10 protein-coding genes are annotated in these 12,071 nt (G+C 65.8%); 6 read left to right on the forward strand and 4 right to left on the reverse strand.

Annotated features, from left to right (window positions below; all coding sequences use genetic code 11):
- Positions 1–328 precede the first annotated feature (328 nt).
- Genes ASE13_RS08305 through ASE13_RS08315 form a run of 3 tightly spaced genes read left to right on the forward strand, consistent with a single transcriptional unit; the run spans position 329 to position 6,061 of the window.
- Positions 329–1,426 (forward strand): efflux RND transporter periplasmic adaptor subunit, encoded by a 1,098-nt coding sequence (locus ASE13_RS08305; protein ID WP_235536891.1) that lies wholly within the window; start codon positions 329–331, stop codon positions 1,424–1,426.
- A 10-nt stretch (positions 1,427–1,436) separates the two neighbouring features.
- Positions 1,437–4,628 carry an efflux RND transporter permease subunit gene (locus tag ASE13_RS08310; RefSeq protein ID WP_056613417.1) on the forward strand — a complete coding sequence of 1,064 codons (3,192 nt, stop codon included), beginning with the start codon at positions 1,437–1,439 and terminating at the stop codon, positions 4,626–4,628.
- Entirely contained in the window at positions 4,625–6,061 is a 1,437-nt protein-coding gene (locus ASE13_RS08315) for an efflux transporter outer membrane subunit (protein WP_056613420.1), read from the forward strand. Before ASE13_RS08310 ends, ASE13_RS08315 begins: the two co-directional genes overlap by 4 nt.
- Here ASE13_RS08315 and ASE13_RS08320 read toward each other — a convergent pair.
- The 3 genes from ASE13_RS08320 to ASE13_RS08330 form a co-directional block, all read right to left on the reverse strand.
- The gene (locus tag ASE13_RS08320) at positions 6,054–6,287 is read right to left on the reverse strand and encodes a YegP family protein (RefSeq protein WP_235536892.1); all 234 of its coding nucleotides are present in this window, start codon (positions 6,285–6,287) and stop codon (positions 6,054–6,056) included. The two genes, ASE13_RS08315 and ASE13_RS08320, sit on opposite strands and share 8 nt — an antisense overlap.
- Positions 6,288–6,382: 95 nt before the next feature.
- A complete protein-coding gene (locus tag ASE13_RS08325; RefSeq protein WP_056614959.1) occupies positions 6,383–6,592 on the reverse strand; it encodes a hypothetical protein in 210 nt (69 codons plus the stop codon).
- A 114-nt stretch (positions 6,593–6,706) separates the two neighbouring features.
- Positions 6,707–9,559, reverse strand: a complete 2,853-nt coding sequence (locus ASE13_RS08330; RefSeq protein WP_056613423.1) for a TIM-barrel domain-containing protein — start codon at positions 9,557–9,559, stop codon at positions 6,707–6,709.
- 173 nt (positions 9,560–9,732) lie between these two features.
- Here ASE13_RS08330 and ASE13_RS08335 point away from each other — a divergent pair, with 173 nt between their 5' ends.
- The 3 genes from ASE13_RS08335 (at position 9,733) to ASE13_RS08345 (ending at position 11,510) form a co-directional block, all read left to right on the forward strand.
- The gene (locus tag ASE13_RS08335; RefSeq protein ID WP_056613426.1) at positions 9,733–9,954 is read left to right on the forward strand and encodes a hypothetical protein; all 222 of its coding nucleotides are present in this window, start codon (positions 9,733–9,735) and stop codon (positions 9,952–9,954) included.
- Positions 9,955–9,959: 5 nt separating this feature from the next.
- Entirely contained in the window at positions 9,960–10,484 is a 525-nt protein-coding gene (locus tag ASE13_RS08340; RefSeq protein WP_056613428.1) for a gamma carbonic anhydrase family protein, read from the forward strand.
- Positions 10,485–10,568: 84 nt separating this feature from the next.
- The gene (locus tag ASE13_RS08345) at positions 10,569–11,510 is read left to right on the forward strand and encodes an NAD(P)H-dependent flavin oxidoreductase (protein ID WP_056613430.1); all 942 of its coding nucleotides are present in this window, start codon (positions 10,569–10,571) and stop codon (positions 11,508–11,510) included.
- A gap of 44 nt (positions 11,511–11,554) precedes the next feature.
- Here the strand turns inward: ASE13_RS08345 and ASE13_RS08350 are convergent, their stop codons facing one another.
- Positions 11,555–12,013 carry a DUF1465 family protein gene (locus tag ASE13_RS08350; protein ID WP_056613432.1) on the reverse strand — a complete coding sequence of 153 codons (459 nt, stop codon included), beginning with the start codon at positions 12,011–12,013 and terminating at the stop codon, positions 11,555–11,557.
- Positions 12,014–12,071: the final 58 nt, after the last annotated feature.

The raw sequence follows: 12,071 nt of genomic DNA on the forward strand, positions 1-12,071 counted from the left end.
GGTTTTTGCGTCGCCGCGGCGTCTGATGCTGTGAGGATCGCAATTCCTCGCGGTCGGAATGGGGAAATTCGATGGTGTCGAGAGTCATGCTTTCGGTGTTGGCGAAAACTGCATATGCATTCGCCGAGCCTGACCTTTTCGCCATGGACGCTCATCTCAGACAATTCCTACCGATAGGTACGAATCTGCTTGCAACCCCGGCTGACAACGTTAATTGCTGCGCCGCAGAAAGGGGACGTCTGTGAGGCGCGCGCTCGTATTAGCAGGATTTTTGTTGCTTGCCGGATGCGGTGGAGAACAGGCGCCGCCTGCTCCTCCCCCGCCGCAGGTGACCGTCGCCACCCCGGTCCAGCGCGAGGTGGTGGACTGGGACGACTATACCGGCCGCTTCGTCGCGCCGCAGGACGTCGAGATCCGGCCACGCGTCAACGGCGTGGTGACCGCGATCCACTTCCGCGACGGACAGGACGTGCGCCAGGGCGCGCCCTTGTTCACGATCGACCCCCGCCCCTATCGCGCCGCGCTGGCTCAGGCGCAGGCACAAGCGACGCGCGCCAATGCAGCGCTGTCGAACGCCCGGCAGGTCACCGCGCGCAGCCGCAAGCTGGCGACCGCGCAGGCCGTCAGCACCGAAGAGCTCGAGGCGAACATCGCTGCCGAGCGCACCGCCGCGGCTGATCTGGCGGCCGCCCGCGCCGCGATCACCAATGCCGAGCTCAATTTGAGCTTCACCACTGTCCGCGCCCCGTTCAGCGGCCGCATGTCGGACCGCAAGGTGAGCATCGGCGACTCCGTCGCCGATGGCCAGACCGTGCTCACGCGTATCGTCTCGCTCGACCCGATCTGGTTCGAGTTCGAAGGCGCCGAGAGCTTCTATCTCAAGAACCTGCGCCAGGATCAGCGCGGCGAGCGCGGCTCTTCGCGCACCACCGCCAACCCGGTCCAGATCCAGCTCGCCGACGAAGCCGAATATCGCTGGAACGGCCGGATGGAGTTCCTCGACAATGCCGTGGATCCCGATTCGGGCACGATCCGTGCCCACGCCGTGGTGCAGAATCCCACCCGCTTCCTGACCCCCGGCATGTTCGGCCGCGCGCGGCTGCTTGGCTCGGGCACGTACAAGGCGATGCTGATCCCCGACGAGGCGATCGTCACCGATCAGACCCGCCGACTCGTCTATGTCGTCGGAAACGACAACAAAGCGGTGCCGCGCCCGGTGGAAGTCGGCGCGACGGTGGAGGGCCTGCGCATCGTCCGCGACGGCCTCGCACCGACCGACCGCGTGGTCATCACCGGAGTCGGTCGTCTGCAGCCCGGCGCGCCGGTCCAGCCGGTGAAGGGCGTGATCAAGGCCGATCCGACGAAGCAAGCCGCGCCGACCGCTCCGACGCAGGAGCCGGCCTCGGGCCAGGCGACTGTCCGCTAAGGCCTCCGCCATGAAATTCCCCCATTTCTTCATCGAGCGGCCGATCTTCGCGGCGGTGCTGTCGATCCTGATCGTGATCGTCGGTGCGATCGCCTATCCGTCGCTGCCGATTGCTCAGTATCCGAGCATCGCACCGCCCACGGTGGTGGTCACCGCCACCTATCCGGGCGCGAGCGCTGAGACGTTGGCGGAGACGGTCGCCGCGCCGCTCGAACAGGCGATCAACGGCGTCGAGAACATGATCTACATGACCTCGTCGTCGACCGGCAACGGCCAGACGCAGATCACGATCGCGTTCAATCAGGGCACCAATGTCGATCAGGCGCAGGTGCTGGTGCAGAACCGCGTGCAGCAGGCCGAGCCGCGCCTGCCCGAGGACGTGCGGCGTCTGGGCATCACGGTGAACAAGAACTCGCCCGACTTCCTGATGGTCGTGTTCTTCACTTCGCCCGACAACAGCCTCGAGATCCCCTACATCTCCAACTACGTCACGCTGCAGGTGCTCGATCGGATCGCGCGCGTGCCCGGCGTCGGCCAGGCGCAGGCGTTCGGCGGACGCGATTACAATATGCGCGTGTGGATCGATCCCGGCCTTGCCGCCGCGCGCGACATGACCGTGGACGAAGTGGTCAATGCCATTCGCGGCCAGAACCTTCAGGTCGCCGCCGGCGCCGTCGGTCAGCCGCCTTATGGCAAGGCGAGCCCCGCCTTCGAGCTGGGCGTCCAGGCCAAAGGCCGCCTGAGCACGCCCGAGGAATTCGGCAAGGTCGTGATCAAGCGGGATACGCAGGGCCGGCTGACCTATCTGCGCGATGTCGCGCGGATCGAGCTCGGCGCGCAGGACTATAGCTTCAACGGCTATCTCGGCGGCAAGAGCGCCGTCGGCATGGGTATCTTCCAGATGCCCGGATCGAACGCGCTCGCCACTGCGGACGCCGTGAAGAAAGAACTCGATACGCTCGCCCAGAGCTTCCCGGCGGGGATGAAATATTCGATCGACTACAATCCCACCGAGTACATCTCCGAATCGATCAGCGCAGTCGAACACACGCTGATCGAGGCGCTGATCCTCGTGGTGCTGGTGGTGCTCGTCTTTCTTCAAAGCTGGCGCACCGCGCTCATCCCGATCATCGCGATCCCGGTATCGCTGGTCGGCGCCTTCGCGGTCTTGTTCGCCTTCGGCTACTCGCTCAACACGCTGTCGCTGTTCGGCCTCGTCCTCGCGATCGGCATCGTCGTCGACGACGCGATCGTCGTCGTCGAGAATGTCGAGCGCCTGATGGAAGAGGAAGACATCGGCCCGCGCGAGGCGGCGCACAAGACGATGGACGAAGTCTCGGGCGCGATCATCGCGATCTCGCTCGTGCTCGTCGGGGTGTTCGTGCCCACGATGTTCATCCCGGGCATCTCGGGTGCTTTCTACCAGCAGTTCGCGATCACCATCGCCTCGGCGACGGTTTTCTCGGCATTCGTCTCGCTGACCCTGTCGCCGGCTTTGTGCGCCTTGGTGCTCAAGAAGCCCGAGCACGACAAGGCGCCGCGACCGGGCTTGCTCGGATTGCCGGGGCGTGCGGGCAGGAAGTTCAATGCCGGATTCACCTGGCTCTCGCACAAATATAGCCGGCTCACCGCACGGCTGGTGCGGATGCTGGTGATCGTCGGCGTGATCTATGTCGCATTGATCTTCGTCGTGGGCTGGCGGTTCACCGCCACGCCGAGCGGCTTCATCCCGCCGCAGGATCAGGGTTATCTGATCGGCGTCGTCTCGCTGCCTCCCGGATCGTCGCTCCAGCGCACCGATGCCGTGGTACGCGAAACGATCAAGGAATCGATGAAGCTCCCCGGCGTCCAAACCTCGATCGGGTTCGCGGGCCTCGACGGCGCGAGCTTTTCGACCGCGCCGAATGCGGGCGTGGTGTTCTTCGCGCTCAAGCCGCATGCCGATCGCAAGGAAAGTGCCGACGAGATCCAGCAGGCGCTGTATCCGGCGCTGGCAGGGATCAAGGGTGGCGACATCATGATCATCGCCCCGCCGCCCGTTCCGGGCATCGGCACCGGCGGCGGCTTCAAGATGATGATCCAGGACCGCAGCGGCCAAGGCTATCAGGCGCTGGCACAGGCATCGATGGCGATGATGATGGGAGCAGGCCAGGCGGAGGGCGTCGCCGGCGCCTTCTCGCTATTCAACGTGGGCACCCCGCGCCTCACCGCCGAGGTCGACCGCGACCGCGCCGAGCGGATGGGCGTGCCGGTCTCGAACATCTATTCGACGCTCGGTTCCTATCTGGGCTCGGCCTATGTCAACGACTTCAACTATCTCGGCCGTACCTTCCGCGTGACGGCGCAGGCCGATGCGGCCTATCGCGACGACGCGTCGGACATTCAGGCGCTGAAGACGCGCTCGGCCGCCGGCAAGATGGTGCCGATGAGCGCGGTGATGGCATTGAAGAACGATGCGGGCCCGTATCGCGTGGTGCGCTACAACCTCTACCCCGCCGCCGAGCTGATGGGCGACACCAAGCCCGGTTTCTCGACCGGCCAGTCGCTCGATTCGATGGAAGCGCTCGCCGCCAGGACGCTGCCCAAGGGCATGGGCTTTGAATGGACCGAACTCGCATTCGAGCAGCGCCAGGCGGGCAATACCGGCCTGATCGCCTTCGGTCTGGCCGTGGTGTTCGTCTTCCTGCTGCTCGCGGCGCTTTACGAGAGCCTCGTGCTGCCGCTGGCGGTGATCCTGATCGTACCGATGTGCCTGCTCGCCGCGATCCTCGGCGTGAATCTGATGGGAATGGACAATAATATCCTGACGCAGATCGGCCTCGTCGTGCTGATCGGCCTCGCTGCGAAGAACGCGATCCTGATCGTCGAGTTCGCACGGCAGGGCGAGGAAGATCAGGGCCTCGAACCGCGCGCCGCGGCCGAACAGGCGGCACATCAGCGCATGCGGCCGATCATCATGACCTCGATCGCGTTCATCCTCGGCGTGCTGCCGCTGGTGATCGCCACCGGCGCGGCGGCGGAGCTTCGCCAGGCGCTGGGCGTCGCGGTGTTCTTCGGGATGATCGGCGTGACCTTCTTCGGCCTGCTCTTCACGCCGGCTTTCTATGTGATGGTTCGCAAGCTCGCGAGCTGGACCGAGCGGCAACGTGCGAAGCTGAGCCGCAAGAAGCCCGAAGCGCCCGAAGCGGAGGCCACGGCATGAAGCGCCTGACACTCCTCGCAGCCGGGCTGCTTTCGGCCTGCGCGGTCGGCCCGAACTACGAGCGCCCCGCGACGCCGCCGACCGCGGCGGGCAATTTCGTCGATCCCGGCGTCACGAAGGTCTCGACCGGTGCCGTCGAGGGCGAATGGTGGCATCTGTTCCGCGATCCGGCGCTCGACCGGCTCGTGGTCGACGCACTGGCCCACAACACCGACATCCGCGTCGCCGCGGCGAATCTGCGCCGCGTTCGTGCATTACTGTCGGAAGCCCGCAACCAGCGGCTGCCGACCACCGATCTCAGCGCCTCCTACACCCGCCAGCGGGCGGGCGCGAACGCGACCAATATCCCGGGTGCACAGAGCGCCGAGTTCGACTTCTTCCAGGTCGGGCTCGATGCGGGCTACCAGGTCGACATATTCGGCCAGGTCTCGCGCTCGATCGAAGCGGCACGCGGCGATGTCGCCGCGGCGCAGGCGGCGCTCGATGCCGCCCGCATCGCGGTCGCGGCCGAGACTGCGCGCGTCTATGCGCAGGCGTGCAGCTTCGCGGCCCAGGCCGCGGTGGCGCGCGAAACCGCACAGCTTCAGGACCAGACACTCGGCTTGACCCGGCGCCTGCTCGAGGCCGGGCGCGGCACCCAGCGCGATGTCGATCAGGCGCTGGTACTTTCCGAGAACGCGCGTTCGCAGGTTCCGCAGTTCGAGGCCGAACGCCGGGCCGCACTCTATGCGCTCGCCACGCTCACCGGCCGGCCGCCGGCCGAAACCGATGCCGCCGCCGCGCAGTGCACCGTGCCGCCGCAGGTGAGCGGGCTGATCCCGGTCGGCGACGGCGCCGCCCTCCTCGCCCGCCGTCCCGATGTCCGCCAGGCCGAGCGCTTGCTCGCCGCCGATACCGCACGCGTCGGGGTCGCCACTGCCGCGCTCTATCCTTCGATTCGGCTGCTCGGCTCGGTCTCGCTCGGCGCGCAGGATATCGGCGATCTCGCCAAGTCCGATTCGTTCAGCTTCTCGCTCGGGCCGCTGATCAGCTGGAGTTTCCCGAACATGGGCCAGGCGCGGGCGCGCCTGCGTCAGGCCGAGGCGACCTCCGAAGGTTCGCTCGCCACATTCGACGGCACCGTGCTCACGGCGTTGCGCGAAGTCGAGCAGGCGCTGGCGCGCTATTCGGGCGAGATCGAGCGCAACGTCGCGCTGCGCCGCGCCGAAGCCGCTGCGACCAACGCGGCGCGCATCGCCGGACTGCGCTTCTCGGCAGGCCGCGACACCTTGCTCCAGCGCATCGATGCCGAGCGCGACCGGGCTACCGCCCGAGCCACGCTGGCGCAGTCGAACGCCGCGCTGGCGGAGGCACAGGTCGCCTTGTTCAACGCACTCGGCGGCGGCTGGGAAACCGCGCCGCAGCCGGTGCGGCGCGAGGCTGTCGTCAACTAGGTCGCGCTGACGTCCCGCGCACGCGTGCGGTGCCCGCGCTCCTGCGCAGGGCATCGACTGCCGCGACGCATTCGCTCTCGGTGCGAAAGCCGGTGCCAGAGGCGATGATCAGCCCCGCGCTCGAGCAGAAGCGCCAGCGCCAGTCCTCGCCGGAGAACAGGATCGAAGTGAGCTTCACGCGTTCGGCGCGATAGATCTCGAACCAGGCTTCGTTTCCGGTATGCAAATCCTGCTCGGCGCAGGCTGCACGGTGATCCGGCCGGCTTCGCTCCGGGATCGGGTTCGAACGCGGCCCGGTAGATTCCGGGCCGACAAAGGGGCTCATGGCCGCAGCCGGGTGCGCGTGACGGCGCCGGTCAGCACACGCTTGCCGAATGCCTTCGCCACCGCCTGCGCTCCGTCGATGTTCATGAGGACCACGCGCGTGCCACGTGGGTGCAAGGGCTCGATCGCACTGATCTCAGCCTTGTGCTTCGCCGCCATGGCAATGACGTCGGCCCGATCGGCGTCGATATTGATTGCGCGTGACACGTATGTCTCCCGTTGGAGCGGGAGCGCACGCATCTCTCAGCCGCGCCTTGCTCGAAGATGGTCGGCGCGATGTTCCCGATATGGGGTGCGAGCGGTGCTTTTACCAGTAAGCCCTCATGGCCGCCGCACGGTAATGGCCGTACCGTCATAGACGAAGCTTTGCGCCGACTCCGCGAAGTCCGGTGCGATCGCACGTTCCGGCGCGTAGAACCGCACCGATATTGCGCGTTTGCCCGGCATGCCCTGATAGTCGCCCTGGCGAGCACCGATGGTCAGCGTGCCCGCCCCCTCGTCCCATTTCACCGGAATGCGCGCGAACTTGCCCTGCTTGTAGCTGGGACTGACCCCGTCATCCTCATAGAGCGAGAAGGATCCGTCGGCGCCGGTGAAGACATGGAGCACGATCGGCCCGTCGGGCTGCTCGGCCACGTGCTGGATCGCCGCGCCCGTCGGCACGATCGATCCGGCCCGGACGAAGAGCGGCATGCGCTCGCGCGGCGCGGCGGCCTCCACGGTCTGGCCGCCCTTCACGAAAGCGCCGGTCGCGAAATCGTACCAGTCGGCGCCCGCAGGCAAATACACCTCCCGCTCGCGCGCCTTGAACCCGGTCACCGGCGCGACGAGGAAAGCCGGCCCGAACATATATTCGTCGTCGAGATTCCAGGTTTTGCGATCGCCCGGGAAGTCCATCACCAGCCCGCGCATCATCGTGCCGTCCTTGTGCCAGGTGTCGGCGGCGATGGTGTAGATATAGGGCATCAGCCGGTAGCGCAGGCGATCGTACCAGACCATCGCATCGTACATGGCGGAATCGCCCGCCGCGATCTCGAAGATCTCGCGCTTCGGCGTCTCGCCATGGCTGCGGAACAAGGGCGAGAAGGCGCCGAACTGGAACCAGCGCAGATTGAGCTCGCGCCATTCGGCGACATGCTCGGGTTCCTGGTTCGTATAGCGATCCTCGAGCGCGAAGCCGCCGATATCGTGCGTCCAGTTGGGCACGCCCGACATCGACAGGTTGACGCCGGCCGAAATCTGATCGCGCAGGTCGTCCCAGCGTGCGGTGACGTCGCCCGACCACAAGGCCGCGCTCGTCCGCTGGATGCCGCCGAAGCCCGATCGCGAGAGGATGAAGGGTCGCCGTTCGGGCTGGGCGCGGCGCAGATTATCGGCCACGCCTTCGACATGGACGAGCGGATAGCTGTTGAACACCGCGGCGCCGGGACCCATCGCCGTCGGACCCATCTGATACGCGCGTTCCTCGATCGACAGGTTCGAATGCATGTCGGGCTCGTCCGAATCGAGCCACCAGGCGTCGAAACCCTTCGAGACCAATTTGTCGGCGATCTGCTTGAAATAGAGATCGCGGGCGCCCGGCGCATAGGGATCGTAGAAGGTGTTGGCATAGCCGGGCCCGACCCAGTCCTTCTGCCCGGCGTCAAGTGGACGGCGATATAGAAAGCCCTTGGCGTCGAGCGCCTTGCCGTTCTCGGTGTGGGGATAGAATTTGGCCCAGACCGAGATCATCACCTGCGTGTTCAGCGCGTGCGCCTCGTCGACCATCGCCTTGGGGTCGGGGAAACGCGAGGCATCGAAATCGTGGCTGCCCCATTGGTCGTCTACCCAATAGCGCCAGTCGAGAACCACATTGTCGATCGGAATCTGGCGCTTGCGATATTCGCGGACGACCGAGAGCAATTGCTCCTGCGTGTCGTAACGCTGGCGGCTCTGCCAGAAGCCATAGGCCCAGGCGGGCATCATCTCGGCCTTGCCGGTGAGCCCACGATAGCCGGCGATGACTTCGTCCATGCTGCGCCCGCCGACATAATAATAGTCGATCGCTCGGCCGACGTCCGACGACAGCCATAGCGAGTTGCGGTCGGGCCTGGGCAGCGGATCCGAATGGAACAATGCGAGATAGCCCGCATTGGGCTCCCATTCGACGCGCAGTTCGACGGTCTTGCCCGCGGTCATCGGCAGCTCGAAATTATGGAACCATGGGTTCCAGTTCTGCCGCCAGCGCGAGAGCACTTCCTTGCCGTCCGCGAACACCTTCACATAGCTCGACGAATAGAGCCGGAATTTATGCGTGCCGGTCTTGTCCGGGGTGACGCTGCCGCTCCACACCACGGCCTGCTTGCCGACCACCACGCCGGCGGTGTTCTGCCCGCTCTCCGATGAGGCGACGGTCTGCGCCCTGGCTGCATCGGGCCAGTTCTTCTGGTCCCTGATGAACTGATAGTCGATAAACGGCTCCTGCCGGCTCACTATGAGCTTGTCGCCGAGGAAATAATCGGCCTTCCAGCCCGGCTTGCCGCCGCTGGCGACCTTCAGACCCTGCCCGACATGCGCATAAGGCACAGGGTTGCCGAAGCGCGTGATCGAGTTGTTGTCCCAGAGCAGCCCGTAATTGCGCGTCGACACCACGAAGGGAATCGCGATGTCCATATTGTGCTGGGCGAGTTCGACGTCCTCGCCATTATAGTTCATCTGCCGGTTCTGGTGCTGGCCTAGGCCGTAGAAGCCCTCGTCGGTGCCGCGGTTGAACTGCTGCTCGGTGGCGAGGAACGGCTTGCCGTCGGCGGTGGTCGCAGTGAAGCGCCGCCGCGCCTCCTCGGCCAGCACGAGCTTGCCTTCCGCGTCGCGAAACTGCACCCGGCCGTCGGAGAGCCGGATCTCCGCGGTCGCCTTGGGCAGCTTGAGCGTCACCAGCCCCTTGGTTTCGGTGACGACGGGATCGCCCGCCGCGTCCGCAATCACCATCAGGCTCTTCGGTATCGCCAGGTCGGTCGCCGGAACCGCGGTCACCCGGAAGCTGGCGTCGCCATAAGCGAGCACCCGCACGCGCTTCGTCGCGCCCTGGTCCGGCGTGACCACCACGCCGTGCGCGACCCGCTCGACTTCGGACGCCAGTGCCGTGCTCGACATCAGCACAATGGCGAGCGATGCCGCCCCCAGCAATTTCCTCAAGCCCCGTCTCCCGATATTTTCACATGCGCTATCTATTTTCATCAGACCCGTCCAGCCGCGCTTGCGAGCCCAATCATTGCTGCAATGCGGCGATCCGCAGAATCCCGGCATTGAAGCGTTAACCTTGCCCCGCTAACCATGCGCCGGGGATCTTTGCGGGTGGGTGTGGCGCGATGGTCGAGTTCTTTATCTTCATTTACGCAATGATGGCGATGTTCGTGCTCTTCGCGATGCAGCGCAATCGGCGTGAGCAACGGCCGAATTCCCAGATGGTGACGATGGTCGGCTGGGGTCTGTTTTCGCTATCCTCGACGCTGGCCATCCTGATGGGCGCGGTCGCCCTTGCGCTGGCGCTGGGCCTCCAGATGCAGCTTCCCGACGCCCCCCTCTTCTAAGGGCGATGCCGCTCTACGAAATCGGCGGCCACCAGCCACGAATCGCTCCCGACGCATGGGTGGCGCCGAGCGCCGACCTGATCGGCGACGTGCATCTCGCCGAACTGACCAGCGTCTGGTTCGGCGCCGTGATCCGCGCCGACAACACGCCAATCGTGGTGGGCGCGCGCACCAACGTCCAGGACGGGGCGATGCTGCATTCCGATCCCGGCGCCCCCTGCACATTGGGTGAGGACGTCACTGTCGGCCATCACGCGATCCTCCATGGTTGCACGATCGGCGATCGCACGCTGATCGGAATGGGCGCCACGATCCTCAATCGCGCAGTGATCGGCGAAGACTGCCTCGTCGGCGCCGGTGCGCTCATCACTGAGGGCAAGACCTTCCCGTCGGGCCATCTGATCGTCGGCTCGCCGGCCAGGGCGATCCGCCCGCTCGACGATATGCAGAAGGCGATGCTCAAGGCCTCGGCAGCGCTCTACGCGGCCAAGCAGCGCGATTATGCGCAGGGTCTCCGCCGAGTCGACTAGGCCTGTCGCTCAATGTCCGGCCATGCCGTAACGTCGCCCATGCCGGGATAGACAGGCATTCGAGTTGCGCTACAAAACTGGTCCATGGCCCTTCCCCCACTGTTCGATCGCCTTCGGCTTCCCGTCATCGGATCGCCGCTGTTCATCATCTCGGTGCCCGATCTGGTGATCGCGCAGTGCAAGGCGGGGATCGTCGGATCCTTTCCCGCGCTCAACGCCCGCCCGCAGAGCCTGCTCGACGAATGGCTGCATCGGATTACCGAGGAGCTGGCCGCGTGGGACCGCGCCAACCCCGACGCGCCCTCCGCGCCCTTTGCGGTCAACCAGATCGTCCATCGCTCGAATGACCGGCTCGAGGCCGACCTCCACACCTGCGCCAAGTGGAAAGTGCCGATCGTCATCACGTCGCTCGGGGCGCGGCCCGAGCTCAACCACGCGGTGCACAGCTGGGGCGGCATCACCCTCCACGATGTCATCGACGATCGTTTCGCACACAAGGCTATCGAAAAGGGCGCCGACGGGCTGATCCTCGTCGCCACCGGCGCGGGCGGCCATGCGGGCGTGCTCAATCCCTTCGCCTTCGTTCAGGAAGTCCGCGAATGGTTTGGTGGGCCCCTGATCCTCTCGGGCGCGATCGCCACCGGCCGCGCGGTGCTGGCGGCGCAGGTACTCGGCGCCGACCTAGCCTATATCGGCTCGCCGTTCATCGCCACCGACGAGGCGAATGCCGTCGACGCCTATAAGCAGGGCATTGTCGACGGCCGGGCGGCCGACATCGTCTATTCGAACCTCTTCACCGGCGTACATGGCAATTATCTGCGCAGCTCTATCGTCGCGTCCGGGCTGGACCCCGACAAATTGCCCGAAAGCGATCCTAGCGCGATGAACTTCGGCGGCGCCAAGGCGTGGAAGGAGATCTGGGGATCGGGTCAGGGGATCGGCGCGGTGAGCGCGGTCGAGCCGGCCGCGGTCAAGATCGAGCGCCTGAAGCAGGAATACGCCGCGGCCAAGGCCGCGTTGCGCTAGAGCCTTTGGTTCTATCGTGCTCCTGCTTTCGCAAGAGCCCAGGCCTAGAAAGAAGCCGACAGCCTTTCGAGCATCCGCCGCGCGGGGCTCTCGTCCACGGCCGGCTCGTCGAGCGAGGCATCCAGCCGAGCCACCCGACGGTGCAGCTCGATACTGGTCGCGATGATCGCGCGAGCCTGTGTCGGCATCGTCTCGAGGATCGCGGCTTCGGTTTCGGGCGCCTCGCCTAGCCGCCGCGAGGGTGACAGCGCGTCGACCGGCGTGAGCTCGCCCGCCTCGACCGCGCGCTGCGTCAGCAGCCAAGCGATGATGTGCATCAGCCGCGTTGTCACCTTGAGCGATTCGCAGGAGAAAGTGACGCGGCTCAACGCTTCGAGCGAATCGCGCTCGGCGCGCCCCAGCACATCGAAATAGGCGCGCGCCTCATCCGCCAGCAGCATCGCCTCGACATAGAGCGAGTCGACCAGCTTGCGGTGGATCGTCGAGGTTGCCTGCGGCGTCATCCTGCAATGGAGTGCCATAACGGGCGCGCCAGTTGAATGCTTAATATTACAGCACTTG

It is taken from the genome of Sphingomonas sp. Root241, from assembly GCF_001428865.1.
Classification (GTDB): Bacteria; Pseudomonadota; Alphaproteobacteria; order Sphingomonadales; family Sphingomonadaceae; genus Sphingomonas.

Bases quoted from the DNA above. Each gene is read 5' to 3' on its own strand.
- ASE13_RS08310 (WP_056613417.1), top strand. From the start codon at position 1,437: ATGAAATTCCCCCATTTCTTCATCGAGCGGCCGATCTTCGCGGCGGTG.
- ASE13_RS08315 (WP_056613420.1), top strand. From the start codon at position 4,625: ATGAAGCGCCTGACACTCCTCGCAGCCGGGCTGCTTTCGGCCTGCGCG.
- ASE13_RS08340 (WP_056613428.1), top strand. From the start codon at position 9,960: ATGCCGCTCTACGAAATCGGCGGCCACCAGCCACGAATCGCTCCCGAC.
- ASE13_RS08335 (WP_056613426.1), top strand. From the start codon at position 9,733: ATGGTCGAGTTCTTTATCTTCATTTACGCAATGATGGCGATGTTCGTG.
- ASE13_RS08345 (WP_056613430.1), top strand. From the start codon at position 10,569: ATGGCCCTTCCCCCACTGTTCGATCGCCTTCGGCTTCCCGTCATCGGA.
- ASE13_RS08350 (WP_056613432.1), bottom strand. From the start codon at position 12,013: ATGACGCCGCAGGCAACCTCGACGATCCACCGCAAGCTGGTCGACTCG.